The organism is Arthrobacter cupressi, from assembly GCF_900099975.1.
Lineage (GTDB): Bacteria > Actinomycetota > Actinomycetes > Actinomycetales > Micrococcaceae > Arthrobacter > Arthrobacter cupressi.
Genome location: NZ_FNEI01000015.1, coordinates 1 through 25,798, shown reverse-complemented (window position 1 = coordinate 25,798; position 25,798 = coordinate 1). Strand labels below are relative to the sequence as shown.

The 25,798-nt window shown below is 67.2% G+C and carries 25 protein-coding genes and 1 tRNA gene; 10 read left to right on the top strand and 16 right to left on the bottom strand.

What is annotated here, in order from left to right; genetic code table 11:
- Positions 1–7: 7 nt before the first annotated feature.
- The 4 genes from BLP88_RS15470 to BLP88_RS15455 all read right to left on the bottom strand — a co-directional run bounded on the left by BLP88_RS15470 (position 8) and on the right by BLP88_RS15455 (position 4,001).
- Positions 8–1,369, bottom strand: coding sequence for an MFS transporter (locus tag BLP88_RS15470; RefSeq protein ID WP_074590635.1), 1,362 nt, complete (start codon positions 1,367–1,369; stop codon positions 8–10).
- Between the two features lie 171 nt (positions 1,370–1,540).
- Complete coding sequence (phnA, locus tag BLP88_RS15465; RefSeq protein WP_074590633.1) at positions 1,541–2,890, bottom strand: phosphonoacetate hydrolase; 1,350 nt, start codon at positions 2,888–2,890, stop codon at positions 1,541–1,543.
- Between the two features lie 130 nt (positions 2,891–3,020).
- Positions 3,021–3,548 carry an NUDIX hydrolase gene (locus tag BLP88_RS15460; RefSeq protein ID WP_074590632.1) on the bottom strand — a complete coding sequence of 176 codons (528 nt, stop codon included), beginning with the start codon at positions 3,546–3,548 and terminating at the stop codon, positions 3,021–3,023.
- A 129-nt stretch (positions 3,549–3,677) separates the two neighbouring features.
- Positions 3,678–4,001, bottom strand: coding sequence for a YqfO family protein (locus BLP88_RS15455; protein WP_074590631.1), 324 nt, complete (start codon positions 3,999–4,001; stop codon positions 3,678–3,680).
- A 322-nt stretch (positions 4,002–4,323) separates the two neighbouring features.
- Here BLP88_RS15455 and BLP88_RS15450 point away from each other — a divergent pair.
- Positions 4,324–4,408 (top strand) — tRNA-Ser (locus BLP88_RS15450).
- Between the two features lie 177 nt (positions 4,409–4,585).
- Here the strand turns inward: BLP88_RS15450 and BLP88_RS15445 are convergent.
- The gene (locus BLP88_RS15445; protein ID WP_074590629.1) at positions 4,586–5,485 is read right to left on the bottom strand and encodes a LysR substrate-binding domain-containing protein; all 900 of its coding nucleotides are present in this window, start codon (positions 5,483–5,485) and stop codon (positions 4,586–4,588) included.
- 122 nt (positions 5,486–5,607) lie between these two features.
- On the opposite strand from BLP88_RS15445, the gene BLP88_RS15440 reads away from it, so the two are divergent.
- Positions 5,608–9,075, top strand: coding sequence for a proline dehydrogenase family protein (locus BLP88_RS15440; protein WP_074590628.1), 3,468 nt, complete (start codon positions 5,608–5,610; stop codon positions 9,073–9,075).
- A gap of 97 nt (positions 9,076–9,172) precedes the next feature.
- Here BLP88_RS15440 and BLP88_RS15435 read toward each other — a convergent pair whose 3' ends face one another.
- Together BLP88_RS15435 and BLP88_RS15430 are read right to left on the bottom strand one after the other, a co-directional pair.
- On the bottom strand, positions 9,173–10,084 hold the full coding sequence (locus BLP88_RS15435) for an oxygenase MpaB family protein (RefSeq protein WP_074590627.1): 912 nt from the start codon (positions 10,082–10,084) through the stop codon (positions 9,173–9,175).
- Positions 10,085–10,186: 102 nt separating this feature from the next.
- Positions 10,187–11,644 carry an MFS transporter gene (locus BLP88_RS15430; RefSeq protein WP_074590626.1) on the bottom strand — a complete coding sequence of 486 codons (1,458 nt, stop codon included), beginning with the start codon at positions 11,642–11,644 and terminating at the stop codon, positions 10,187–10,189.
- A 97-nt stretch (positions 11,645–11,741) separates the two neighbouring features.
- Between BLP88_RS15430 and BLP88_RS15425 the strand changes: the two genes are divergently transcribed.
- From BLP88_RS15425 to BLP88_RS15405, 5 genes are all read left to right on the top strand, one after another.
- The gene (locus BLP88_RS15425) at positions 11,742–12,116 is read left to right on the top strand and encodes a MarR family winged helix-turn-helix transcriptional regulator (RefSeq protein ID WP_074590624.1); all 375 of its coding nucleotides are present in this window, start codon (positions 11,742–11,744) and stop codon (positions 12,114–12,116) included.
- 106 nt (positions 12,117–12,222) lie between these two features.
- The gene (locus tag BLP88_RS15420; RefSeq protein ID WP_074590623.1) at positions 12,223–13,623 is read left to right on the top strand and encodes a M23 family metallopeptidase; all 1,401 of its coding nucleotides are present in this window, start codon (positions 12,223–12,225) and stop codon (positions 13,621–13,623) included.
- Between the two features lie 57 nt (positions 13,624–13,680).
- Positions 13,681–14,166 (top strand): glutathione peroxidase, encoded by a 486-nt coding sequence (locus tag BLP88_RS15415; protein ID WP_074590622.1) that lies wholly within the window; start codon positions 13,681–13,683, stop codon positions 14,164–14,166.
- 90 nt (positions 14,167–14,256) lie between these two features.
- Positions 14,257–15,015, top strand: a complete 759-nt coding sequence (locus BLP88_RS15410; protein WP_074590621.1) for a nuclear transport factor 2 family protein — start codon at positions 14,257–14,259, stop codon at positions 15,013–15,015.
- Between the two features lie 142 nt (positions 15,016–15,157).
- Entirely contained in the window at positions 15,158–16,120 is a 963-nt protein-coding gene (locus tag BLP88_RS15405; protein WP_074590619.1) for a phosphodiesterase, read from the top strand.
- Here the strand turns inward: BLP88_RS15405 and BLP88_RS15400 are convergent.
- Positions 16,087–17,670: a stealth family protein gene (locus tag BLP88_RS15400; RefSeq protein WP_139163415.1), complete on the bottom strand. Its 1,584-nt coding sequence runs from the start codon at positions 17,668–17,670 to the stop codon at positions 16,087–16,089. The genes BLP88_RS15405 and BLP88_RS15400 overlap by 34 nt on opposite strands.
- A 55-nt stretch (positions 17,671–17,725) precedes the next feature.
- Positions 17,726–18,655 (bottom strand): Cof-type HAD-IIB family hydrolase, encoded by a 930-nt coding sequence (locus BLP88_RS15395; protein ID WP_074590617.1) that lies wholly within the window; start codon positions 18,653–18,655, stop codon positions 17,726–17,728.
- A 140-nt stretch (positions 18,656–18,795) separates the two neighbouring features.
- Between BLP88_RS15395 and BLP88_RS15390 the strand changes: the two genes are divergently transcribed.
- Both BLP88_RS15390 and BLP88_RS15385 read left to right on the top strand, forming a co-directional pair.
- Positions 18,796–19,095 (top strand): type II toxin-antitoxin system VapB family antitoxin, encoded by a 300-nt coding sequence (locus BLP88_RS15390; RefSeq protein WP_074590616.1) that lies wholly within the window; start codon positions 18,796–18,798, stop codon positions 19,093–19,095.
- Positions 19,088–19,753: a LytR C-terminal domain-containing protein gene (locus BLP88_RS15385; RefSeq protein ID WP_074590614.1), complete on the top strand. Its 666-nt coding sequence runs from the start codon at positions 19,088–19,090 to the stop codon at positions 19,751–19,753. The genes BLP88_RS15390 and BLP88_RS15385 overlap by 8 nt, the downstream gene beginning before the upstream one ends.
- A 3-nt stretch (positions 19,754–19,756) precedes the next feature.
- Here the strand turns inward: BLP88_RS15385 and BLP88_RS15380 are convergent, their stop codons facing one another.
- Together BLP88_RS15380 and BLP88_RS15375 are read right to left on the bottom strand one after the other, a co-directional pair.
- Entirely contained in the window at positions 19,757–20,389 is a 633-nt protein-coding gene (locus tag BLP88_RS15380) for a TetR/AcrR family transcriptional regulator (protein ID WP_074590613.1), read from the bottom strand.
- Positions 20,390–20,517: 128 nt separating this feature from the next.
- Positions 20,518–21,216 (bottom strand): DsbA family oxidoreductase, encoded by a 699-nt coding sequence (locus BLP88_RS15375; RefSeq protein WP_074590611.1) that lies wholly within the window; start codon positions 21,214–21,216, stop codon positions 20,518–20,520.
- 196 nt (positions 21,217–21,412) lie between these two features.
- Here BLP88_RS15375 and BLP88_RS15370 point away from each other — a divergent pair, with 196 nt between their 5' ends.
- Positions 21,413–22,429, top strand: coding sequence for a magnesium and cobalt transport protein CorA (locus tag BLP88_RS15370; protein ID WP_074590610.1), 1,017 nt, complete (start codon positions 21,413–21,415; stop codon positions 22,427–22,429).
- A 1-nt stretch (position 22,430) separates the two neighbouring features.
- On the opposite strand, the gene BLP88_RS15365 is transcribed toward BLP88_RS15370, so the two are convergent.
- From BLP88_RS15365 to BLP88_RS15345, 5 genes are all read right to left on the bottom strand, one after another.
- The gene (locus BLP88_RS15365; protein WP_074590609.1) at positions 22,431–22,964 is read right to left on the bottom strand and encodes a GNAT family N-acetyltransferase; all 534 of its coding nucleotides are present in this window, start codon (positions 22,962–22,964) and stop codon (positions 22,431–22,433) included.
- Positions 22,961–23,449, bottom strand: a complete 489-nt coding sequence (locus BLP88_RS15360; protein ID WP_074590607.1) for a heme-degrading domain-containing protein — start codon at positions 23,447–23,449, stop codon at positions 22,961–22,963. Before BLP88_RS15360 ends, BLP88_RS15365 begins: the two co-directional genes overlap by 4 nt.
- A complete protein-coding gene (locus BLP88_RS15355; RefSeq protein WP_074590606.1) occupies positions 23,446–24,453 on the bottom strand; it encodes a Gfo/Idh/MocA family protein in 1,008 nt (335 codons plus the stop codon). The genes BLP88_RS15360 and BLP88_RS15355 overlap by 4 nt, the downstream gene beginning before the upstream one ends.
- Before the next feature lie 4 nt (positions 24,454–24,457).
- Complete coding sequence (locus BLP88_RS15350; protein ID WP_074590605.1) at positions 24,458–25,357, bottom strand: TolB family protein; 900 nt, start codon at positions 25,355–25,357, stop codon at positions 24,458–24,460.
- 12 nt (positions 25,358–25,369) lie between these two features.
- Positions 25,370–25,798 (bottom strand): sugar phosphate isomerase/epimerase family protein (locus BLP88_RS15345; RefSeq protein WP_139163414.1); only part of this gene is annotated, 429 nt, incomplete at its 5' end.

The following is a 25,798-nucleotide window of genomic DNA, read 5'->3' as shown; positions in this document are numbered from 1 at the left end:
GGGCGGCTCAGGCGGCGCTTGGCCGCTTGTTCCAGGAGGGGATCAGGATCAGGGCGGCGGCCAGCGCGGCGGCGGCAAAGACGTAGAAGATCACGACGCCGGGGAAGAAGCCCGGGAGCAGCCCGCCGAGGATTGCCCCAAGGGAGCCGCAGCCGTTGATGAAGCCGGTGGCGCCGGCGGCGTACTTGGAGGTGCCGAAGTCGACGGCGGCCACGCCCGAAACCATGGCGTCCGCGCCGTAGACGGTCAGGCCGACGAAGGAAAGCAGACCGACGAAGAGGGGCAGCGATCCGGTGGACGTGACGGGCTGCCACAGGACCAGGGCGATCACCAGCAGGCCCAGGCACAGCACGCTGGGCGGCACGCGGCGGGCGTTGAAGAGCGTGTCCGAGGTCCAGCCGACTACGATCGGCGCGATGAGGCCCGTGATGCCGAAAGCCACCGGAACCATCACCGCGGTGATCGAGTCCAGGTGCGGGAGCGCATCCAGCACCAGCACCGGACCCCACAACAGGATGGCGTAGCGGGCGGGCTTGAGCAGGAAGTAGACGATGCCCAGCTTCAGGACCATCGCGTCGTGCTTCGCGGCCGCCAGCAGATCCCTGGGCGAAAAGCGGTCCCCCTTGACCTTGACCACCGGCACAGGTGCGCGGGTGTGCGAGCGGACGTAGTCGCCGTCGAGCGCTGAGTCATCCTCGTCGATGCCCGGCAGCCCGACTTCCTGCGGATTGTTCCGCTGGAAGACGGCGAACAGGACCAGGGCCACGGCGATCGTGGCGGTGCCGGCGAAGAAGGCCCAGCGCCAGCTGTCGAAGATGGAGTAGGCGATCCAGCCCGTGAACGGGGTGGCCACCAGGCCGCCGAAGGCGTAGCTGGTGGAAAACAGGCCCATGGCGCGGCCGCGCTTCCTGACAGTGAAGAAGGACGCGATGTTCTTGCACAGGCCCGACCAGCCGGTGGACTGGGCCAGGCCCTGGACGATCATCAGCGGCACGAAAAGCCAGACGGCCGGGGCGATGCCCATGAAGAGCGCCGCGACGCCGGCCATCACCATGCCGCCGGCCACCACGATCCGGGTACCGAAGCGCTCGGCTACCGCACCCCAGATGAACTGCCCGACGGCGTACGCGGCCAGGTAGACCGAGTCCAGGACGCCGAGGGTCTGGCGGGAGAGGAAGCCTTCATCGAGGATGCCCACCTTGGCGGCGGAGAAGGCGGAGCGCGGGAAGTAGAAGGCAGCGTAGGCCAGCCAGGACAGGGCGAAGATGCGGATCTGCCATTTGAACAGTTCCTGCCGCTTGGTCGACGTCTTTGTCGACTGTTTTTCGTGCTGGAGTACTGAGGTTTCTGTTGAGCCAAAATCGGACATGTCAGCGTCCTTTCGTCATGCAAACCTTGGGGGATTGGTGGGGCCGGCCGGGCCGGCGCCGGTTCCCTCCCGTGTCTCCGCTGCTGCGTTGTGGTCCGCAGATGAGGTCAGTTGGGCGGGAGGGAACCGGATGACGTGCTGGTGCTCTCTTCTTGCTGTTGGGCCGCAGTCCTAGACGGACGCTCCCACGTTGGCGGCCACATGGCTGGTGGCCACCCAGTAGGCGTCGTAGTTGTGCAGCACGGCCTGCTCCCCGTTGGAACCATGGCTTGCGGTGTCTCCCGGGGCCCCCAGCACCCGGTTGACGAAGAACGGGATGGCCAGTTCGCCCAGTCCGCCGTGGGAGCGCAGCGGCACTTCCAGGTTGCCGAGGTCGTGCCAGGCGGCGTACCGGCCCAGGGCCGTGTCCTTGTCCGAGAGCACGGTGATGTCGCCCATGCGGTCCAGCGGCATCTCGAACAGTACGGCGGCGTTGTCCGAGGTGTCAGCGTACGAAATACCGTCGCGTCCGCGCAGGGCCTGCAATACCGCTTCGCGGTCCGCGCCCTGCGGCAGGTACACGTTCGCGAACGAACCCAGGGCCCCGTGATGCACGGTGTACGGATCGGTGATGGGCAGGATCACCCGGCTGCCGCCGTCGGGGGTTTCACCACTGACGCCGAGCACCTTGTTGACCTCTTCCTCGAGGTAGATGACGCGCGGCGTGCCGTCCTCGTGGTGCTTGGGGCTCATGCCGTGGTCCGCGGTGATGACCACGACGGCGCCCAGCGCGTCCAGCTGTGAGGCGTAGTTGTCGATCATGGCGTAGAAGTCGTTGGCTACCTCAGTGCCCGGGGCGTTCTTGTGCTGGATGTAGTCGGTCAGGGTCAGGTACATGAGGTCAGGTGCCTGCTGCTGCAGCAGCTTGACGCCCGCCGCCAGGACGAATTCGCTCAGTTCAGCCGAATACACGCCGGGCAATTCCATGCCGACCAGTTCCAGCACGTCTTCGATGCCGTTCTCTTCCAGCGTGGCGGTGTCCGCCTTTTCGGCCGAGAGGCAGATCCCCTTGTTGGCCGGTTCCACCAGTTCCCCTGAGCCTGCCGGGTCGAGTCCGGACTGGGTGATACCGGTGGCCAGCAGCCTGCGCAGCTTGTCCTTGGCGGTCACGACGGCGACACTCAACCCCGCGGCGGCGGCCGCGGCGAAGACGGTGGGAACCCGGAGGAACTTGGGGTCGTTCATGAGGACTTCCTCGCCGGTGGCGGGGTCCAGGATGTAGTTGCCACAGATGCCGTGGATGGCGGGCGGCCGGCCGGTGGCGATGGACATGTTGTTCGGATTGGTCAGGGTGGGGATGGCGCAGTGCGCTTCCCAGGACATGCCCTTCGAGGCAATGATTTCCTTCAGCCAGGGCATGCGGCCGGCGGCGATGGCGAGTTCGTGGTACGCCGGTTCGCTGCCGTCGATGCAGATCACCACCACCGGCGTTCCCTGGTGGACGTACTGCCGGCCGTTGACTGAAAACGTTGTCTGAGGCATGGAGGAACTCCTCTGTTGCTGGGGGCTTTTGCTTGGGCCTGCCCGGGCTGCTGGGCGCCGGGGGCTGTGTGCCTCAAACTCTGCCCGGCGGCCTGGTCCGGCAGAAGACACCAAACAGCTATGCGGGGTATCAGCGCAGCTTATGGCCCTGTCTCGTGGCCTGGCTGAGCCGGGCCAGCCCGGCGAGGTTCGCCGGGTAGATCGGCACATGGGACTCGCCGATCCCGGCCGATTCGATCTCAGCCGATTCGATCTCAGCCAGGGACCACCAGCGGCTGCCCTTCAGCGACGCCTGTTCCGCCGTCGTCAGGGTGATTTCCTGACCTTCCCCGGCTGGCGCGGTGGCGTGGAAGAAGGTGTCCCGCTGCAGTGTGGGCACGCCGCGGAAGGTGAGGAGGAATTCAGAGGTTCCGACGGGTCCGTGGACGCCATCCACGGCTATCCCGGTTTCCTCGAGGAGTTCGCGCCGCGCAGCCTGCGCGGGATCCTCGCCAGGTTCCAGACCGCCGCCCGGGGTGATCCACCAACTGCCTTTGCCGGGGTCCGCGGGGTCCGAATCTTCCATCAGGAGGATCCTGTTCTGTTCGTCGAAAAGCAGCACGCGGCCGCCCAGTCGCAGGGGCAGATCATCGTTGGCGTCATTGCCGGGAAAGGCCATCCCGGCAGTTTGCCAGCTTCGTTGCGGTGCGGGGAAGGAGTGTCCACGGGGTGGCTGGCCTCCGGACAACCTCGACGGCGGCACCACACGCGGCTTACGCCGGCACTCCGGTGCTTATCCGGGCCAGTCTTACCGCCACCCGTTGACCGGCCAGGTCATGAAAGCCGGCTCCTCGTAGGGGTGCGCGGCCCGCAAAGCCTGCACGACGCCGTCGAGCAGTTCCTCTTCGACCACGCACTCAACCCGGAGTTCAGGCACCTGCTCGGGCTCGTTCACGGCTCCGATGAACGGCTGCGCCCCGGCCAGGGGAGTGAAGCGGCCGGTGCCGGGCGTGGTGAACGAACAGTGGCTGTAGTCACCGATCCGGCCCGCTCCGGCGTCACCGACGGCGGCCAAAAGCGCCTCGCTGTGGGGGATCGGAACGTAGACCACCAAGGCATGCAGTTGGCTCATCCCACCATCCTGCCAGCGACCCGCATCGACACGCGGTAAAACAGGTCAAAGGAACGTTTCTCATTTCCATTGTCAAACCAGCAGGTCTCAGCGGAACATTGGTATGTACACCGATTGGGGCAATCTCAAGATTGTGAGGCGTAGGGCCTGTTGGGGAGACCGGACCCGGCGCCTCAACGGAGTACCGTAGGAATGGGCGCATTGGGGGCGTCCATTTTTTCGTTAACGCCTGAAGTGCCCCGTGAAGAGAGCCGGGACGCCCCGATTGGGAGATGCCGGAAAACTCGGGTACAGTAAGACCTGCTTTTGATTCAAAAGTACTGGAGAATTCGCCTAGCGGCCTATGGCGCACGCCTGGAACGCGTGTTGGGTTAACGCCCTCGGGGGTTCAAATCCCCCATTCTCCGCGTTTTGGCCCCGGCCCTTCGTTTGAAGGGCCGGGGCCTTCTGCGTTCCCGGGACACTTTGCCTTCCCGGGGCACTTTGCCTGGCTGGGTGTTGTCCTGAGGCCGATTCGCGCGGCGTGTCGTGTCGAAGTGCCCCGCGACGGCGGCGAGGGCTCGGACCGCCCAGGCCAAGCCCCCTCAACTCCGCGCCGCAGCCACCCGTTCCAGCACTTCGCGGCAGGCCAGGATGGCCGGGTGGATGCGGCCGGCCTTGCGGGTGGACGTGAAGATGGTGCGGTGCGGCAGCTCGTCGAGGTCGAGCAGCTGGACGGACTTCGCCCGCCCGGTCCAGACGAGGTCCGGCATCAGCGCGACGGCGTTGCCCGACTCGATCAGCCGGATCTGGGCCTGCAGGTCGGCCGTTTCGTAGCGCACGTCCGGCTCGAAGCCCGCGGAGCGGCAGGCCTGCTCGGCCCAGTGCCTTGAGGCTGCGCCGTGCGGCTCCATCACCCATGGCATCGAAGCGGTGTCGGCCAGCGAGGTAATCGCCTCGCCGCCCAAGCCCACGGGGGGAGTGGCCAGCCGGATGGCGTCGCTGGTGAGGGTGGCGCGGTCCAGGCCGGCGTGGTGCGGTGCCGCATGTCCGGGGTACTGCTCGGCCACCACCAGGTCGAAGTCCCGAGCCCACGTTTCGTACAGCGCGGTTTCGGGCTCCCGCTGCGTCATCTCCACCCGGACCTCCGGGTACTCCGCTCGCATCGACGTGAGGAAGTCCGGCATCAGGGCCAGTGCCGCCGACTGGAACACGGCGAGCCGCACGGTGCCGGTAACCGAGGAGAGTGAGGCGGCGAGGTCCGTCTCGGCCGCCTCCAGGGTGGCCAGAAGGGATGCCGCATGCTCCACCAGGATCTCCGCCTGCGGGGTCAGCTGCACCCGGCGGCCGGACTTGCGCAGCAGCTCCACCCCGGCTTCCTTCTCCAGCAACGTCAGCTGCTGGGAGACCGAGGACGGGCTGTACTTCATGGCATCCGCCACTTCGGCCAGGGTCCCGCGGATCTTCAGTTCGTGCAGCAATCGAAGGCGCCGGACGTCCAGCATGGATCCTCCAAAAATGATCGAAAACTCTAATGAATATCGTTCGGAAAAGTTCGCTTTTACTAATCTGATTGTAGATCCATACTGGTGGAAACGAAGCACCGTCCCCCTAAGGAAACACGAGCATGAGCACACCAACCCGGGTATCCCGCGCCGCTGCCGGAAGCCACTCCCAGCCGGAAGCCGGGCACTTCCAGGAACTCGGCAACGAAGCCACCGCACTGGTCCGCCACTGGCTCACCGAAGCCTCGAAGATCCCCGTCGACATCTCGGCCCAGCGCCTCGCCGGCGTCCTGAAGGACCCCAACGGCCTGGACTTCACCGTCGGATTCGTCGACGGCGTCATCCGCCCGGAGGACCTCACCGTCGCCGGCCGCAACCTGGCCAAGCTCGCCCCCAAGGTGCCTGCCTTCCTCCCTTGGTACATGCGCGCCGCCGTGCGCACCGGCGGCATCATGGCCCCGGTCCTGCCGCACGTGGTCATCCCGATCGCCCGCAAGGTCCTGCGCGAGATGGTCGGCCACCTGATCGTGGACGCCACGGACGCCAAGCTCGGCCCCGCGATCGCCAAGATCAAGCAGGACGGCGTCCACCTCAACATCAACCTGCTCGGAGAAGCAGTGCTGGGTGAGCACGAAGCCGACCGCCGCCTCGAGGGGACCCTCAAGCTGCTGGCGCGTGACGACGTCGACTACGTCTCCATCAAGGAATCCTCCACCGTGGCCCCGCACCCGCTCTGGGCCTTCGAGGAAGCCGTGGACCACGTGGTGGAGAAGCTCACCCCGCTGTACCGCTTGGCCGCGTCCAAATCCAAGTTCATCAACCTGGACATGGAGGAATACAAGGACCTCAGCCTGACCATGGCTGTGTTCAAGAAGATCCTGGACAAGCCCGAGTTCCAGAAACTCGAGGCCGGCATCGTGCTGCAGGCCTACCTGCCGGACGCCCTGGCCGCCATGCAGGACCTCCAGGCGTGGGCCTCCGCGCGCCGCGCCAACGGGGGCGCCCCCATCAAGGTCCGCGTGGTCAAGGGTGCCAACCTGCCCATGGAGCAGGTCCAGGCCTCCATCCAGGGCTGGCCGCTGGCCACCTGGGGCACCAAGCAGGATTCGGACACCAGCTACAAGAGTGTCCTGAACTACGCCCTCACCCCGGAGCACATCGACGCCGTCCGCATCGGCGTGGCCGGGCACAACCTGTTCGACATCGCCTTCTCCTGGCTGCTGGCCAAGGAACGCGGCGTCACCCAGGGCATCGAGTTCGAAATGCTGCTCGGCATGGCCACGGGCCAGGCAGCGGCGGTCCGCAAGGACGTCGGCAGCCTGCTCCTCTACACCCCGGTGGTGCACCCGGGCGAGTTCGACGTCGCCATCGCCTACCTGATCCGCCGCCTCGAAGAGGGCGCCAGCCAGGACAACTTCATGTCGGCCGTCTTCGAACTGAGCGAGAACGAGAGCCTCTTCGAGCGCGAAAAGCAGCGCTTCTTCGCCTCCCTCGCGGAGCTGGACGATTCCGTTCCGGCACCGAACCGCACCCAGGACCGCACGCAGGCCCCGGTTCCGGCGCCGCGGGACGGCTTCGTCAACACCCCGGACACCGACCCCGCCCTTCCGGCCAACCGGGCCTGGGGCCGTGCCATCCTCGAGCGCATCCCGGGCTCCACCGCCGGCAACGACGTGGTCGAATCCACCAAAGTGGCTACGGCGGAAGAGCTGGACCGCATCATCGCTACTGCCGTCGACGCCGGAAAGACCTGGGGTGCCCTGCCCGCCGCCGAGCGCGCCGCCATCCTGCACCGCGCCGGCGACATCCTGGACGCCCGCCGCGCCGAACTGCTGGAGGTCATGGCCTCCGAAACCGGCAAGACCATCGAACAGGGCGACCCGGAAGTCAGCGAAGCGGTCGACTTCGCGCACTACTACGCCGAACGAGCCAAGGACCTCGAAACGGTCGACGGCGCCACGTTCGTCCCGGCCAAGCTCACCGTGGTGACCCCGCCGTGGAACTTCCCCGTCGCCATCCCCGCCGGCTCCACCCTCGCGGCGCTCGCCGCCGGCTCCGCCGTCGTCATCAAGCCCGCAAAGCAGGCCCGCCGCTCCGGTTCCGTCATGGTGGACGCCCTCTGGGAAGCCGGGGTGCCGCGCGAGGTGCTGGCGCTTGTCCAGCTCGAAGAGCGCGAACTCGGCACCCGGCTCGTCTCGCACCCGGACGTGGACCGCGTGATCCTCACCGGCGGCTACGAAACCGCCGAACTGTTCCGCTCCTTCCGCAAGGACCTGCCGCTGCTGGCCGAGACCTCCGGCAAGAACGCCATCATCGTCACCCCGCACGCGGACCTGGACCTTGCCGCCAAGGACGTGGTGCAGTCCGCCTTCGGCCACGCCGGCCAGAAGTGCTCGGCCGCCTCGCTGGTGATCCTGGTGGGCTCGGTGGCCACGTCCACCCGCTTCCGCAACCAGCTCCTGGACGCCGCCCGCTCCCTGCAGGTGGGCTACCCGGAGCAGGCCACCACCCAGATGGGCCCGATCATCGAACCGGCCAAGGGCAAGCTGCTGCACGCACTGACCACCCTCGGTGAGGGCGAAAGCTGGGCCGTGAAGCCGGAGAAGCTGGACGAAACCGGCCGCCTGTGGTCCCCGGGCATCCGTTACGGGGTCAAGCGCGGTTCCTACTTCCACCTCACCGAATTCTTCGGACCCGTGCTCGGCGTGATGACCGCGGCCACCCTTGAGGAAGCCATCGCCATCCAGAACGAGATCGAATACGGCCTCACCGCGGGCCTGCACTCGCTGGACTCCGAAGAAATGGGCATCTGGCTGGAAACCATCCAGGCAGGCAACTTGTACGTGAACCGCGGCATCACCGGCGCGATCGTCCAGCGCCAGCCCTTCGGTGGCTGGAAGAAGTCGGCGGTCGGCGCGGGCACCAAGGCCGGCGGCCCGAACTACCTGGTCGGCCTGGGCAACTGGGTCCCCGCGGAGCCTTCCGCCAAGCGGGGCGCCACCCTGACCGGTCCGGCCGCGGCCATCCTCGCCGCTGCCAAGACCGCCGGCGTGAGCGCCGCGGAAGTGGAGACCCTGCAGAAGTCGCTCTACAGCGACGCCGCCGCCTGGGCCGGGGAGTTCGGCACCGCCAAGGACGTCTCCGGACTCAGCGCCGAGCGCAACGTCTTCCGCTACCGCGCCCTCCCGGTGACCGTGCGGCTGTCCGAAGGCGCCCCGCTCGCCGAACTGCTCCGTGTTGTGGCCGCCGGCGCGGTGGCGGGTTCGGCCATTACGGTGTCCTCCGCCGTCGAGCTGCCCGACGCCGTCGTGGCCGCCTTCGCCGGTGCCGGCGTGAGCTCCCGCATCGAGAACGACGCCGAATGGCTGGCAGCGGCCGCCCGGATCACCGGCGGACGCATCCGCCTGATTGGTGGGGACTACGCCGCCCTAGCAGAGGCCACCGGCGGCCGGCCCGACGTCGCCGTCTACCACGGCCAGGTCACCCCGGCCGGGCGGATCGAGATGCTGCCGTTCCTGCACGAACAGGCCGTCAGCATCACGGCGCACCGCTTCGGAACTCCGAACCACCTCTCGGACGCGCTGATCTAGCGCGCTTTGCAAGGCAGCAGGCCCGTCGTCACGCCGTGACGGCGGGCCTGTGGCTTTTATGGGCGTGGTTTTTAAGGGCCTGGAGGGGTAAGGGCCGCTAGGCCGCGTAACCCAGCCGCCGCAGCCGCGCCCGGGCGGCCTTTTCGCTGGAACTCTGCCGCCCAAGACCGAGGCGGACGACGGCGAGCACGGCTTTCGCGGGCAGTACGATCGGGAGGGGCACGGGGCCCAGACGCGGGGTCCGCAGCCCGAGCAACTCCCGGTACCGCGGCTCCAGGCTCGCGACGGCGGCATTGAAGAGCACCCGGTAGCCGCCGCGCAGGGAGGGGGCAAGGGGTGGGTTGCGGATGAATTCCACAGTTTCCCGGAGCCGGGCGTCCGCGCGAAGTTCCCCGGAGTAGTACCAGCGGTCCATTTCTTCCTTGACCTCGGCCAGCGTTTCCGGGGGGCCGATCACTCCCATGAGCCGCCCCGCCTGCGCCCATTCCCGCACATATGCGTCTTCGCCGCCGGGGATGGCGCCTCCCCAGACCCGGTGCACCGCCACGAAGGAGTCCGCGTAGGCGGCATGCACCCAGCCCAGGAGCTCCGGATCGCGGGCCGAATAGCTCCGGGGTGCGCCGTGGTTGTCGACATAGGTCCCGTGCACGAAGCGGTGGACCTGCCGCACCTTTGCCGTGGCCTGCCGTGCCGCGGCTTCGGAACCATAGCTGACAGTGAAGATCCAGCGGATGGTGCCGGCCAGCCGGCCTAGCGGGTCCTGCTGGAACGCGGAATGGTCATAGACTCCGGCCAGCGCGCCGGGGTGCAGGGATTGCATCAGCAGCACCCGTATGCCGGAGATGATGGTGGCCACGGAACCGTGCACTGCCCAGACCGCCGAGCCGGGGCGGTGATAGCCGGGGTCGTCTCCGTCGGCCAGCTCCAGGACCCAGTCAGGGACGGCCAGCGGATGGCCGGTGAAGGTCGTCCGCAGGTCTCCCCGCCATTTCCGGATGAAGCTGTCCATCTACCATTCTGGGGGCAGGGCCGGGGGAGTCGTAAAGAGGGCAGACACCAAAGCCGGCCGCGGCACTCATGCCGCGGCCGGCTTCGGCTGTTGATCCCGTACCTAGGCGGCCACCTGTTCGGTGGCGTCCCGGCGTCGGCGTCCCGGGGAGGCTGCCACCAGCAGTGCAGCGATCGCGACGGCGGCGCTGAGGATCAGGCCCGGACGGTACTGTTCCAGCATGGCGGCGGCGCTCGCCGGCGCCGCCGTGTGGCCGTGACCGCTGACGATCGCCGTGGTCACGGCGAGCACCAGGGCCGCTCCCACCTGGGTGCTGGTTTGGATCAGGCCGGCGGCCAGGCCCTGTTCGGAGTCGCGGATCCCGGCGGTCGCCTGGACGTTGATGGACGGGAACGCCAGGGCGAAGCCGATGCCCAGCAGGATGATCGAGGGCAGGATGTCCAGCACGTAGTTGGGCGTGGTGCCCACCCGAAGGAACAGGACGTAGCCCAGGCCCAGGGACACCAGGCCGGTGAGGATCAGCGTGGTGGCGCCGAACTTTTCGATCAGCCGGTCCGCGAACGGGGCGCTCGTGGCCACGATCAGGCCGGCCGGGAGCAGTGCGAGCGCCATGCCCAGCGGCGACCAGCCCAGCACGGACTGCAGGAACAAAGTGACGATGAACTGGAAGCTGAGGTAGGAACCGAACAGGCCGATCGCGCTCAGGTTGGCCTTGGCCACCCAGCCTTCACGCAGGATCCCGAAGCGGATCAGCGGGTGCTTGACCTTGTTCTCGATCACGGCGAACGCGGCCAGGACCGCGGCGGAGACTGCGAACCCGGCGATTGTTGCCACAGATCCCCAGCCCTTTTCCGGAGCCGATACCAGGGTGTACACCAGTCCGAGCATGCCCAGGGCCAGCGTGACGGCGCCCCAGATGTCGTGCCCGCTGTTTTCCGCCGTCGGCTTGTCCCGGGGGATGTACCGCAGGCCGAGCAGGACGACCGCGACGGCGATCGGCACCGAAACCAGGAACGTCCAGCGCCAGCTGAGGCTCGTCATGAGCCCGCCGATCACCAGGCCGAGCGAGAAGCCGCTGGCGCCGAAGGTGGTGAAGATGGACAGTGCTTTGTTGCGCTCGCGGCCTTCCGCGAAGTTGGTGGTGATGATGGAGAAGCCGGTGGGTGCCGTGAAGGCGGCAGCCAGGCCCTTGATGAAGCGGGTGGCGATGAGGATGGTGGGGTCGTCCACCACTCCGCCCACCAGGGAGGCGGCGGCGAAGACACTCAGGGCGATGAGGAAGATCCTGCGGCGGCCCAGCAGGTCGGCGAGGCGGCCGCCCAGAAGGAGCAGGCTTCCGTAACCCAGGACGTAGGCGGAGACGATCCACTGCAGGGAGTCGGTGCCGAGTCCCAGTTCCTGGCCGATGGACGGAAGGGCCACGCCCACCATGGACACATCCAAGCCGTCGAGGGCCAGGACCGTGCACACCACCATGAGCAGGAGCCACTGGGCGCGGGTCCAGCGGACGGCGTCGTGAAGCTTATTGGCAGAGCTTTCGAGGGTGTTCGTCGAAGTCATGAGTCCAAGGTAGATGACGCGTCATTCAATGACAAGGAATATGACGAGGAATATTATGACGTGGCATTTAAGTGCGCCGTGAACTAGAATCGTGGGCATGGCAACGACCGACCGCCAGCTGGTTGAGCAATGGCGCAGCATCCAGGACGCCTACTTCCGCACCTCGTGCGCGATCGACCGCGCCCTTGAGTCCAAGTTCGATATCGGCCTCAACGAATTCGAAATCCTGGACCTCGTGGCCGAAAGCTCCGACACCGCCTGCCGCATGAAGGCGTTGGGGGAGCGCACCCCGATGACGCAAAGCGCCGTGTCCAAGGTGGTGGACCGGCTCGAAAAAGCCGGGCTGCTGGCCCGCCATTCGTGCGCGGATGACCGCCGCTCCCTGTTCCTCGAACTCACCGAAGCCGGCCGCAAGCTCCACAAGCAGGCCGCCGTCGAGCACCGTGCCGTCCTGAAGGAAAACCTCAGCTGAAACAAGGACCCATCCCGGGGCACTGCGGGGTTCCCATTCGGGGGTGTTGCCGCCACAATGGAGGATGCGTCCGGGCTGGTTGGGCGCAGTTTTTCGGGGAGTTCCTGTGGGCAAACACCATGAGTCCGGGCAGGTCGCGGAATTTGCGCGATCCGCATTTTCGCGGCCCGGGAAATTTGCCGCGCTGATCTCCGGCAGCCTCCTTGCCCTCCTGATGGTGCTTGCCTTCTGCTTCCAGGTTGCCGGCGGCGGGCCCGGCGGCGGTTCAGCCGCCCGCACGGACTCCGCCCGGGTGCTCGCGCAGGGCCTGGTCGAACCGCGCCTGCTCGAGCCGACGCTCCCGGGCATGGGACCGGCCAAACCCGCGGTGGCCAGCGAAGCCGCGATCATCTCCTTTGAACGCGCCCCCGTGGAGACGGTGCCCAGGAGCGGAGAACGGGCACACAATGTCGCGTCGCATTCCCTCGACCGGCCGGCGAAGGGAAAGCTCTACGCCCCGCTTGAAGGCCTCGTCCCCAGTTCCCCCTTCGGGCTGCGGACCGATCCATTCACCGGGCAGGCGGGGGAGTTCCACTGGGGCCAGGACTTCGCGGCTGCGTGCGGTACCCGGGTCTATGCCGCTGACGCCGGCGTGGTCAGGGCGGTCGGCTGGCATCTGTGGGGCGGCGGCAACAGGGTTGAAATCGACCACGGCAACGGCCTGATCACCACCTACAACCACCTGCAGGCCATCGGCGTCAGCAAAGGCCAGTCCGTAAAGGTGGGTCAGGTCATCGCCAGGGTCGGCACCACCGGATCGTCCACCGGATGCCACCTGCACTTCGAAACAATCGTCAACGGTGTCCACGAGGACCCCACCGACTGGACCTTCCTGCCGATCAAGCAGGTGGACGCCCTGGACTCCCTCCCGATGGTCAACTACGCACCCGGCGCCGGATCCACCGTGACCGAGGCCCCCAACTGGGCCATCCCGGTGACCGCGGCCCCCGAGCGCGAGGTCATCGGCGGCGAGCAGGAAAGCCGTACCGCGAGCGCCACACCCGGACCGAAAGCGACCGGGGATCCGACGCCAGGCACCCCGACGGCGACAGCGACTCCCACCGCGACGCCGACTCCGACTGCCACCTCGACGGCCACCCCGACCGGCAGCGCGACTGGCACCGCGACGGCATCTCCCACCGAGACCCCCACCGGTTCGGCGGCTCCAAGTTCCACCGCGACCGCGAGCCCGACCGCGACGCCCACGCCCACACAGACGCCGACGCCGACGCAGACAGTAGTGCCCACACAGACAACGGTGCCCACACAGACAACGGCGCCCACACAGACAACGGAGCCAACGCTGACCGAGGCCCCCGCACCGTCGCAGAGTTCCGAACCCGCACCGTCGCCCACTTCCGAACCGCCGCTTACCCCGTCTCCCCTTCCGGAAATTACGACGTCGACCTCCACGCTGGCCTTGCCCTCGCTGACCGTCGAGCCGTCAAGCCTGCTGCCGACTCCTTGAGCTGGCACTAGACTCGATTGCGGCCCTTTGCCGTTCGACGTCTCAAGGAATCGATCCATGCCCCAGCTCCACACCATCCCGCTGACCTTCAACGACGGCTCGGAGGGGGACTTCGGCCGCTTCGCCGGCAAGACCGTCCTGGTGGTCAACGTGGCTTCCGCGTGCGGCCACACCAAGCAGTACGCAGGGCTGCAGGAACTGTACGGTAAGTACCGCGATCAGGGCCTGGAGATCCTCGGGGTGCCCTGCAACCAGTTCGGCGGGCAGGAGCAGGGCAGTGACGAGGAGATCGCGGAGTTCTGCCAGCGCAACTTCGGGGTCACATTCCCCCTCATGTCCAAGAGCAACGTGCTGGGCAAGCAGCAGCACCCGCTGTACGCCGAGCTCACACGTCCCGCGGACGGCGCCGAGGTCCAGAAGGTGAAGTGGAACTTCGAGAAGTTCCTGGTCAGCCGCGACGGTGAGGTGCTCGCCCGATTCCCGTCCGCCGTCGGGCCTGACTCCGAGGAACTCATCGGGGCGCTCGAAGAAGCCCTCGCCTGACGGAGCCTCGACAACGTGCCCTTGCGCGGACACACTGGGACGTGACCGCAAGGGCGGCCGTCCACGCTCAACGCCGGGAGGACGCAGGCGATGAACAACAAGGATCTGGTGCAGCAGGCAGGCCGGGAACTCTTCATTGACAGGGACACCGGCGCGATCGACCGCTGGTGGTCGGCAAACTACCGCCAGCACAGCGCCCTGGCCGGGGACGGTCCGGAGGCGTTGCGCGCACTGGTTGAGAACGTGCCCCCGGACTTCCAGTACGAGCCGGTCCGCATCTTCGCCGACGGCGACCTGGTCGCGATGCATGGCATCTACCGCGGCTTCGGCCCGGTTCCGCTGGTCGCCTTTGACATCTTCCGCGTTGCCGATGGGAAACTCGCCGAACACTGGGACGCCCTTCAACCCGCGGTGGCGGAGACGGCGAGCGGCCGAAGCCAGACCGAGGGCCCGGTTGAGGTCACCGCACCGGAACAGACCGAGGCGAGCCGCGCCGTCGTCCTGGGGTTCATTGACGCGGTGCTGACGGGCCGGGACCCCGAACGGATTGCCGAGTTCATCAGCTCCGAGCAGTATCTCCAGCACAACCCGTCCGTTCCGGATGGCCTGGACGGGCTCCGCACCGCCCTCACGGCCTGGGCCGAGCAGGGCATCACGGTGGAGTACAGCACCGTGCACCGCTCGGTGGCCGAGGGCGAGTTTGTCCTGACCCAGTCGGAAGGGCTGCTGGGCGGCAAACCGACAGCGTTCTATGACCTCTTCCGGGTCGACGGCGGGAAGCTCGTGGAACACTGGGACGTGGTCGCGGAGATCCCGGAGTCGCTTCCGCACGGAAACGGCCTCTTCTAGCCCGCAGTCCCGCCGGAAATCACCCAAGTTTTTCCAATAATCCGGGTGTAGGTCATCCTCTGTTACCCAAAATTCTGCTTCGATTGTCTTATATGGGGGGCTGACACTGGAGGCGCCGCCTCCTCACGGACAAAAGGCAGCCATGGAGTTCATCGAGGCCGAACATCCTCGGCCGGGACACGTCCTTCTGCACCTGAGCGATCCCCATCTGCTGGGCGGCCCGGAACCCCTATACGGAGCGGTTGACAGCGAAGCCCGGCTTCGGCAGGCCTTCGCCGAGGTCCGGGCCTCGGGAATCCGACCCGACGCCGTGATCTTCACCGGCGACCTCGCGGACCAGGGCGAGCCCCTCGCCTATGCCAAGCTCCGCGGAATCGTGGAACCCGCATGCCGGGAAATGGGAGCCCAGGTCATCTGGGCCATAGGCAACCACGACGACCGCGCGAACTTCCGCGCCGGTCTCTTCGACCAGGACGCCAACGAGGCGCCGGTGGATCACAGCTATTCAGTCAACGGGCTGCGGATCATCACCCTGGACACCACGGTGCCCGGTTTCCACCATGGCGAGCTCAGCTCCCGGCAGCTGGACTGGCTCGCGGGGGAGCTGGCCACGCCGGCCCCGGACGGCACGATCCTGGCCCTGCACCACCCTCCGGTGCCCAGCGTCCTGGACCTGGCAGTCCTGGTGGAGCTGCGCGGCCAAAGGGAGCTGGCCGCCGTCGTCCGCAATACAGATGTCCGCACCATCCTGGGCGGGCATCTGCACTATTCAAGCAGCGCGATGTTCGCCGGCATCCCGGTCTCGGTGGCCTCGGCCACCTGCTACACCCAGGACCTCAACGTTGCCCAGGGCGGCACGCGCGGCCGCGACGGGGCGCAGGGCTTCAACCTGGTCCACGTCTACCAGGACACGATTGTGCACTCGGTGGTCCCGCTCGGCAGCTCGCGCACGGTGGGCGAGTACGTCAGCCCCGAGGAAACCCGACGGCGGCTAGCGGCGGCCGGGATCTGGATCCCGGAGCGCCCGGGCGCCGAAGCGGCTCAGGGCATGCAGCCTTCCTTCTCCCGGCCTCATTTCTCCCAGGGCGCCTTGATGGGGAAGTAGTCCTCGAGGAAATCCGTCACCAGCTTGGCCCGCTTTTCCGCGGCCACCTCCGGGAAGCTGCCGTCATTGAGGCAGAAGAAGTCCATGTTCCGCTTGGCGAGCAGGGTGGGCAGGTAATGGAGCCCGGACCACAAGGTGGTGTCCACGTACTTGACCTTCGCCGCGGTCTGCGTCACCGCGCGCCCTGTGAGGAGCGAGTAGTAGTGGTAGAAGGAATTGGTCACCGAGATGTTGTCCGCGGCACGGAAAGTGCTTGCGGCGGTCTTGGCGAATTCGTTGGGGAACTCCTCCTCCATCCGGGCCGCGACGCTGCGGCGCAACGGTGCCGCGGCGTGCTCCAGATGCCGGGTGGTGACCCGGCCGAAGCGTTCCCATAGCAGCTTCCGGTTCACCCGCGCGGCGTTTTCGAACCCGCTGCGCTCGGCGTCGTTCTCACCCAGGCCGATCCGGGTCTCGGCCTCGATGAACTTGGTGATTCCGCCAGGGGTGAAGAACATGTCCGGGCCCACGGGCCTGCCGAAGAACATGTCGTCATTGGAGTACAGGAAATGCTCCGAAAGGCCCTCGATGTGGTGCAGCTGGCACTCGACGGCCTGGGAGTTATACGTGGGCAGCACCGAGGGGTCGCTGAAGAACTCCTCGCTGCGCACGATCTGTACCCGCGGGTGCTCCGCGAGCCACGCCGGGACCGGGGAGTCCGTGGCAATGAAGATCCGGCGGATCCACGGCGCGTACATGTACACCGAGCGCAGGGCGTATTTGAGTTCGTCGATCTGCCGGAAGCGGGCCTCGTGCGCGTCCCCTTCGCCGAGCACGGCACCTTTCATGCGGGCGCGCCGTGCCGCCACGTATTCGGGATCGTTGCCGTCTACCCACGAAAAGACGATGTCGACGTCGAAGTCGATGTCGGACGCGTGGTCCGCGAACATGTTCTCGATGGTCGGCCAGCTCAGCCCGTGCCGCTCCACGGTGCCGCGCACGGCATCCTGGCGCAGCATGGTGCGGCGGGTCAGGGAGTTTTCCACGGGGAGGATGAGCTGTTCGCCGTCGAACTCCCAGAACTCCAGCTGGACCCCGAACGCCGGTCCGTAGCTGAGCCCGCTGCCGGCCACCACGCGCGGCCGGAAGAGCCGGAAGATCCGGGCCTTGCGGTTCGTGGAGAGCTCGCCGTCGGCCACCAGCAGGGTGGACTTCTTGCGGGCATCAACGGCCATGGAGTAGAACGGCTCGTTCCGGCAGGCCTCCGCCAGCGCGCCGCGCAGCTTCTTGCGTTCCCGCCAGTCGACGGCGATCACGGGCCGGTGGTCGTTGCCGCGGACCAGGATGAAATCGACGTCGGCGGAATCCAGCACCGCACGGACAAACAGGAGGTCTTCCACCATGGCTTGGTGCGGTGTCCGGTCCTGGTTCAGCAGGGCATACCGCCCGCGGTGGCGGACGACGTCGGGCCGGTTCTTCAAGCGGGCGACGAGCGCCGGCGAGGTGGGCTCGGGAACAACCGCTTCGTCCTCGCCTGCTGGGCTGCCGAAATAGCTGACGTGCTGGTTCATCTCCGTGATGGGGTCCTCCGAGCGTCGGTTCTTGGGAAATCAGGGTCCGCCGGACTCAGCCGGCGTGCTCCTGCCGCCACGTCCGCAGGAAAGCTCCGCCGGCGTCGTCGTGGATGACATCCTCGCCCAGGCCCAGGTCGGCCGCGGTCAGGATGCTGTACGGCTTGGCGGGAACGCCGTCCGCAGGACGGACGTCCAGGTGCTGGACCTCGTGGTCGTTGTGGTGAAGCCAGTCTGCCATGGCATAGTCGGTGCGGGAATCGCCCACGGTCCGCCACGCCTGCGGGGTGATGCCTTGGGCCGCGAGCAGTTCCACGGCCCGGCTGGCACCCAGGTCCTTGCCGAGCCGCACGGATTCGATGTCCGTGGAGATGATGGTGGGGTCCAGCCGGTAGTCGCCGGTGTCGTCCGACTGCGGGTCGTGGTGGTCCAGGATCGCGGCGGACAAGCCGTGCCGGCCCATGAGTTCCAGCGCATCGGCGTCGAACAGCTTTTGTTCGGCCAGGTAGTCTTCGCTGGCAACATCGAGGTGTTGTTCCACGGACACCATGGCCCGCTTGGTCTCGTCGAAGAACATGTGGGCCGCGTAGTCCTCGGCCACCATGCGGCGGATGTCGTCGCCGTAGGCCTTCGGCACCGCGAGCTCGTGGTCCACGTGCACCGGGCCCGCGCCTGCGGCCGTATAGCTGAACCACACGGCGCCTTTTTCGCAGATCGCGTGCACCACCGTTCCCGCCGGCATTCCGGCGGCGATCATCGGTTCCATGACCTGTTCCCGGATGAAGGCGTCGGAACGTCCGGTGTTGAAGATGACCGGGATGCCTGCCGCTGCCAGCGCCACGAGGTCGGCGATGATGTCCGGCTTCACGTCCCGCGTGACGGGACTCGCCACCGGGCCGTCGACGTCGAGGAGCAGCGCGAGGGCCGGGGTTGCGGGGTGGGTGGAGCCGGAGCTGTGTTCAATGCCGGTGCGGGGAACAGTCATGGCTCTATTCTGTCGGAGCCGCGTGGCATGTGACGGAGGTGTGACGGGCGGCGACGGCGATGGTCACCGTTTGGCCACAAAGCGGCGGGGCGCAAGGGGCGGAAGTTTCCTAGCCCGCCCTCGTTACTTAGGCTTGCATCGTGATCTTCAAAGCTGTGGGCGAGGGACGCCCGTATCCCGACCATGGTTTTTCCACGCCCAAGGACTGGGCCTCGCTGCCCCCGCGTCCTGTGCGGCTCGACGAGCTGGTGACCACCAAGCGCACCCTGGATCTTGAAGCCCTGCTGGCCGAGGATTCCACCTTCTTCGGCGACTTGTTCCCACACGTAGTGCAGTACCAGGGGGTCATGTACCTCGAGGACGGCCTGCACCGCGCCGTCCGCACGGCCCTGCACCAGCGCACCGCCATCCACGCCCGGGTCCTGGTCATCGATGGCTAGGAAGCAGAAGGACTTCAGCCGGCTGCACGGGCACCGCGTGGTCTCCGGCCCTGAACTGCGCGCCACTTTCGCCGAGGAGCAGGGTCCGGCGCACCCGGGACGCTTCCGCCGGCGCCTCTTCCATGGGGTTGTCCTGACGCTGCTGCTCGGCCTGATCATCGCCGGCGTGGTGGGGGCCTGGGCGGTCATGACCGGGGTGGTCAGGTTTCCGGAATCGGTGTCCAGCAAGGCCGCCGAGCAGGCCTGCCCCGCCACCACGTTCGACTACCTGCCAAACAACAAGGTCACCGTCCGTGTCTACAACGCCACCGGCCGCACCGGCCTGGCCAAGAGCATCGCCGACCAGTTGAAGGCCCGCGGCTACAAGGTGGCCAAGGTGGACAACGGGCAGACCCGCTACAGCGGCGCGGCGCAGGTCATCTCCGGGCCCGCCGGGCAGGCCGCGGCGTTCAACATCCAGCGGAATGTGGCGGGGACCGATTACTACCAGGACGAGCGCTCGGACGCCTCCGTGGACCTGGTGCTTGCGCCCGGGTTCAAGGAATTGCTGAAGCCCGCTTTGGTGGACCAGACCCCGGGCAAGCTCAGCTGCCCGCGGGAAACCCGCCGGATCGCCGACGACGCCAAGTGGCCCGTGCTGCCGTCCGCCGCTCCCTAGGGGCTAATTCAGCCGCAGCGGTGTGCCGCCGTCGTCGAACCGCGCTCCGGCACCGAGCTGGATGAACCGGACCGTCTGCTTGAGGCGGTCCTCAAACGCCTGCTGGCCGTCGCCCGTGGCGCGTGCCGCGCTGGAGGAAAGCGTGCCGTGGATGAGCCGTGCGAGCTGCGGAACGTCCGCCTCGGGCAGGTAGCCGGCCGCGACGCCGTCGCGCAGGATGTCCTCGAGCAGCAGGTTCAGTTCGCCCACATGGTCGGCCAGTTTGGCGAAGGACCCGGGGGAGAGCACGGCGGCCATCGCCGGCCCGGGTGGCAGGTGCCGGCGGCTGAGGTCCTCCACCTGGGCACGGACGTACAGTGCGAGCCGGTCCACCGGGTTGCCCAGCTCCGCGAGCGAGGAACGCAGGTCCCCGAGGAAACGCTCGGTCTCGTCCAGGGCGTACGCGATGAGGAGCTGCTCCATGTCCGCGTAGTAGTTGTAGACGGCGGTGCGGCCCACTCCGGCGTGCCGGGCGACGTCGGTCATGGTGAGGCCGGGCAGGCCGTGCGTGAAGAGGAGTTCCCCGAAGGCTGTCAGGATCCGGCGTTGGGTCTCGGCGCGCTGTGCCGCGTTGCTCGCGGCCGTGATCCTGGGCATAGAGACACTTTACAGCGATCTGTCAGCAAACCCCTGCTTTTCCCCGCGCCGGGAGCGCGAACTGGCAGCAGATGACTCTTCGCTGCGGATTTAAGGGCATCTGCTGCCAGTTCGCGCGAGGCGGGAGACTAGATGGCGCAGCCGTCCGGGCCGCAGGCCTCGGCGTCGGAGCTGCCGACGGCGACCAGCGGGTTGGCTTCCTGCCACGCCTGGTTCAGGGCCTGGGTGAAGACGTCGGCCGGCTGGGCGCCGGAGAGGCCGTACTTGCGGTCGATCACGAAGAACGGCACGCCCGTGACGCCGATGGCCCGGGCCTCGGCGATGTCGCGGCGGACGTCCTCGGCGTACTTGTCGCTTTCGAAGAGTTCGGCGATTTCCTCCGCGGGGAGGCCCAGGTCATGGCCCAGAGCGGTCAGGTAGCCCTGGTTGCCGATGTCCTTGCCGTGCTCGAAGTGGTCGCTGAGTAGGCGTTCCTTGGCGGCGTCCTGCTTCCCGTGGGCGGCGGCGAGATGGATGAGCCGGTGGGCCGTGAAGCTGTTGGCGACCACGACGGCGTCAAAGCGGTAGTTCAGGCCCTCGCCCTTGGCCTGCTCCGCGACGTGCTCGAACATCCGGCTGACCTGCTCCGGGGCCATGCCCTTGCGCTTGCTGAGGTAGTCCAGTTCCGTGCCGTCGTAGTGCCCGGGAACGGTGGGGTCGAGCTGGTAGCTGCGCCACTGCACCTCCACGGAATCGCGGTGCGGGAATTCTGCGAGGGCGGACTCAAAGCGGCGCTTGCCGATGTAGCACCACGGGCAGGCGACATCGGACCAGATCTCAATCTTCATGCAGGCGACAACCGCCGGTGGGTGCCGGGCATTCCGTCCGGGGCAGTCGGCTTGCTCACACTGCGGCCCCCAGGGGGTGGTTGGCCCGGGCGGTTGGTCCCGCCCGGTGTGTTGGCAGCGCGGTGTGTTGGCAGAAGGAACCGGAAGGGATAGCGTCTCAGCCAAGAGGCGCCCAGCCAACGAAGGAGGCCCTGCCGTGACGATCGTCGACAACGCCGTCTACGTGGACGGCCGCCGGACGGCGGATCCGGAAGGACTCGAGGAAACCTACTTCCTGCTGCGCCAGCGCGAGGGCATGGCCTGGATCGGCCTGTACCGGCCGGATGCCGGGGAACTGCGTTCAGTGGCAGGCGAGTTCGGGCTCAGCGCCCTCGCCGTCGAAGACGCCCTCACCGGCCATCAGCGGGCGAAGCTGGACTACTACGGCGACATCCTCTTCGTGGTCCTGCGCCCGGCCCGCTACCTGGACGCCGAAGAGAAGGTGGATTTCGGCGAAATACACATCTGCATCGGCCCGGACTTCGTGATCACGGTGCGCCACGCGGAATCGCCGGACCTCCACAAGGTGCGCCAGCGCATGGAGTCCCAGCCGGAGTTCCTCGCCCTGGGGCCCGATGCCGTGCTCTACGCCATCCTGGATCAGGTGGTCGACGAGTACGAGCCCGTCGCGGCGGGCCTGGAGAACGACATCGATGAAATCGAGGACGGCCTGTTCGGCGGCGACCCGGAGGTCTCCCGGCGGATCTACGAGCTGTCCCGCCAGGTCATCATGTTCCAGCGCGCCACCGGGCCCCTCACCGGGATCCTGCAGACGCTGGCGGCGGGGACCCCGGACCACCAACTCGCGCCGGAACTCGTGGACCCCCTGCGGGACGTCCTGGACCATGCACTGCGCCTGGCCGAACGGATCAACTCCTTCCGGGCCCTGCTGCAGAATGCCTTGATGGTCAGCGCCACCGTCGTGGCCCAACGGCAGAACGACGAGATGCGCCGCCTGACTGAATCGAGTTTTGCCCAGAGCGAGCAGGTCAAGCGGATCTCGTCCTGGGCGGCAATCCTTTTCGCCCCGACCCTGGTTGGCACCATTTACGGCATGAACTTCCGGGTCATGCCAGAGCTTGACTGGTTCTTCGGCTACCCCATGGCGCTGGGCCTGATGGTGGGCATGGGCCTGGCGCTGTACTGGACCTTCAAACACAACAGGTGGATCTGAACTACCGGAGTCCAAGCTCCATGACCAAGTCATGCTCAACTGTGGTACCCAGCCGGAATGACTTGGTGCCCACCTTCCGGAAGCCGCTCTTCTCATAGAAGCGGATGGCCTTCGCGTTCTGGTCGTTGACACCGAGCCACACGCCTGCCACGCCCAGGGCAGCCGCCCGCTCAACCGTGCTTGCCATGAGCCTGCCCGCGGCGCCCAGGCCGTGATGGTCCGGGTGGACGTAGACCTTGCTAAGTTCCGCGGAGGGCAGGCGGGTCAGCGCTGCGGCCACGTCCGGATCCTGTGCCGGGCGGTTCACCAGCATGCTGTAGCCGTGCAGGCCGTCCCCGTCGTCGATCACCAGGATGGTGATGTCCGGATCGGCGAGGTACTGGGCGAACTTTCCGGCACTGAGGGTGTCGCGGAGGTGTGCTGCGACGTCCTCTGGTGAGGAACCCGGCGGGCAGGCGAGGGGAAAGGTGACGGTGGCAAGCTCGGCCAGCGCGCCGTCGTCGAGCGGTGTAGCAGTGCGGATCGTCCCGGTCACGTGTCCTCCTGCCCGCCTGCCGCGGCGAGGTAGTTCCGGATGCCGTCAACCACCAGTTGGTGGTCCTCGTCCGAGGCGAGCCCGGACACGGTGATCGTGCCAATCACGCCGGCACCGCGGACCCGGATGGGGAACGAACCGCCGGCGAGGGTGTAATCGTCATGGCTGAGCCAGCCGCCCCCAAGCGGGCTGTGGCCGCGGGCCCTGAACTCCTCGGACAGCAGCGCGGTGCTGTGCTCGAAGCGCAGCACCGCCGCGGACTTCCGGCGGATCCATTCCTCCTGGTCAGACGTGGCTCCTGGGAGGACGCAGCGGAAGAGGATGATGTTGTGGCGGCGGATGTCGATCGCCACTCCAAACCCCGAGGAGATGGCGTGGTTGGCAATCAGCGAACCGAGCCGCCAGGCGTCGTGGTTGTCGAAGCCGGCGAAGACCAGTTCTTCTTCCTGGGCCCTCAGTTCTGCGAGGCGGGGCGAGTCGCTCATGCTGTGCCCGCCTCGTCTGCCTCGTAGCTGAGCCCGATCTGCCGGCGGATCTCGTCCATGGCTGCCATGATCGCGACCGTTTCGTCCGGTGGCAGGATGGTTCCGGCAGTTTCGCCGGCCGCAACCAGCCGTTCGAGCTCGGCGGCCTGGTACTGCATGCCTCGGCTGTTCACCGGCTGCTCGTACCGTTCCACCACGGAGCCATCCACGGCATGGACGGTGAATGGCACGGGGTTGTACCAGGTGTGCTCGACGTCGATCCACCCGTCCGTTCCGATCACCAGGGCACGGTTGGCGCTGGCGGCATCGAGTTCGCAGTCCACCAAAGCCTGCGCGCCGTCGTCGTACTCGAAGATCGCGGCGGTCTGGCGGTCCACACCGGTCGCCGTCATTGATGCGCTCGCGTGGATCCGGGACGGGGTGCCCAGGATGTCGAACGCGAAGGAAATGGGGTAGATGCCTAGGTCCAGCAGCGCCCCGCCGCCCAGTCCGGGGTCGTTCAGCCGGTGGGCCGGGTCCTTGGGCAGGCTCTGGTTGTGGCTTGCCACCACTTTCCGGACCTGGCCGATGGTGCCCGCCTGGATGACCTCCCGGAGGCGGACCATGTGCGGCAGGAACCGGGTCCACATGGCCTCCAGCGCCACCAGTCCCTTGGCAGCGGCCGCCGCGGTCACCTCGCGCGCTTCCCGGGCGTTCATGGTGAACGACTTCTCCACCAGGACGTGCTTGCCCGCGTTGAGGGCCAGCAAGGCATTCGCGTGGTGGAAGGGATGCGGAGTGGCGACGTAGATGACGTCCACGTCCGGATCCGCGACGAGTTCCTCATAGCTGCCATGCGCAAGCGGGATGCCGTGCTGCCCCGCGAACGCCTTGCTCGAGTCCAGGGAGCGCGAGCCCACCGCCTGCACGGTGAACCCGTTCTCAAGGAGGTCCTGGGTCTGCAGCCCCGCGATGAAGCCCGTTCCCAGGATTCCCCAGCGGATCTTTCCATCAGAAAGTGACACGTGTTCAATCCTCTGTTTGCTTGGCCAGCGGGTAGGCCACGAACGCGAACCGCTCCGAATCGGGCGACCAGCTGTTGACGTTGAGCGTACCCTGACCGCCGAACAGCGGCCATGAGTGCAGCGGGGTTGGCCAGTCACCCGTGGAGACCAGTACGACGGCGACCGGCAGGTCCGCGGGGTGGCCTTGGGTTCCGGCGGGGAAACGGAGGTAGGCGGCGTAGCGGCCGTCGGGGGAGAGATGCGGGAACCAGTCCACTGTGTCGCTTTCGAGGAGCCGTTCGAAGCCGGTCCCGTCCACGCGGATCCGGGCGAGCTGGGCATGCCCTGGCGCGGTGCCGAAGGACTCGGTGTTCAGGTACAGCCACTTCCCGTCGGGCGAGTATTCCGGGCCGTCGCAGTGGCCCGGGCCAGCATCAACCTGCCCGACGTCGACGGCGGCGGCAGCACCGCCGTCGGACGCCATGGTCACGAGGCGGCCGGGCTGCGAGAAGTCCCCGCCCTCAATCCCCACGTACGCCAGTTCCTTCCCGTCCGGGCTGACGCCGTGGAGGAAATGGAAGGAGCCGTCGTCCGTGGTGATGCGTTCGGCCGTCCCGCCGGCCAACGGGGCCCGGTAGATATGGCCGTCATTGGCTGACAGGAAGATGGTTTCGCCGTCGGGCGCCAGGACGTGGTCGTTGTTCAGGTCCGGGATGCCGGTGAGCGGAACCTCGGTCAGCTCTGCGGTGGATGCGTCCAGCTTCCACAGCTTCCCGTCCCCGTTGAGCACCAGCGCCGAGCCGTCCAGGGTCCAGTTGGGTGCTTCGAGGAGCAGCTCATGCGTGCTGTACAGCATCGTCGATTCGCCGGTCACCGAGGCAATCCACACCTCGCTGCGCTGCCCGGCCTGGAGGGTGCGGTTCACGCCTGTCGTTCCTTAGTCCTGCGTGCTGAAGGCGGCGTCGAAGCTGGTTTGCGGGGCGGGGTAGTCGTATTTTTTGAGTGCGGCGAGGGCTTCGGGGGCGCCGTGGAGGCGGTCCATGCCGGGGTCTTCCCATTCGATGCTGATGGGGCCGGTGTAGCCGATGGCGGTGAGGGCGCGGAAGGAGGCTTCCCAGGGGACGTCGCCGCGGCCGGCGGAGACGAAGTCCCAGCCGCGGCGGGGGTCGCCCCAGGGCAGGTGGGAGCCGAGGACGGTGTTGCGGCCGGTTTGGCGGAGCTTGGTGTCTTTGCAGTCGACGTGGTAGATGCGGTCTTTGAAGTCCCAGATGAAGGAGACGGGGTCGATGCCTTGCCACATCATGTGGGAGGGGTCCCAGTTCAGGCCGAAGGCTTCGCGGTGGCCGATGGCTTCGAGGGTGCGGAC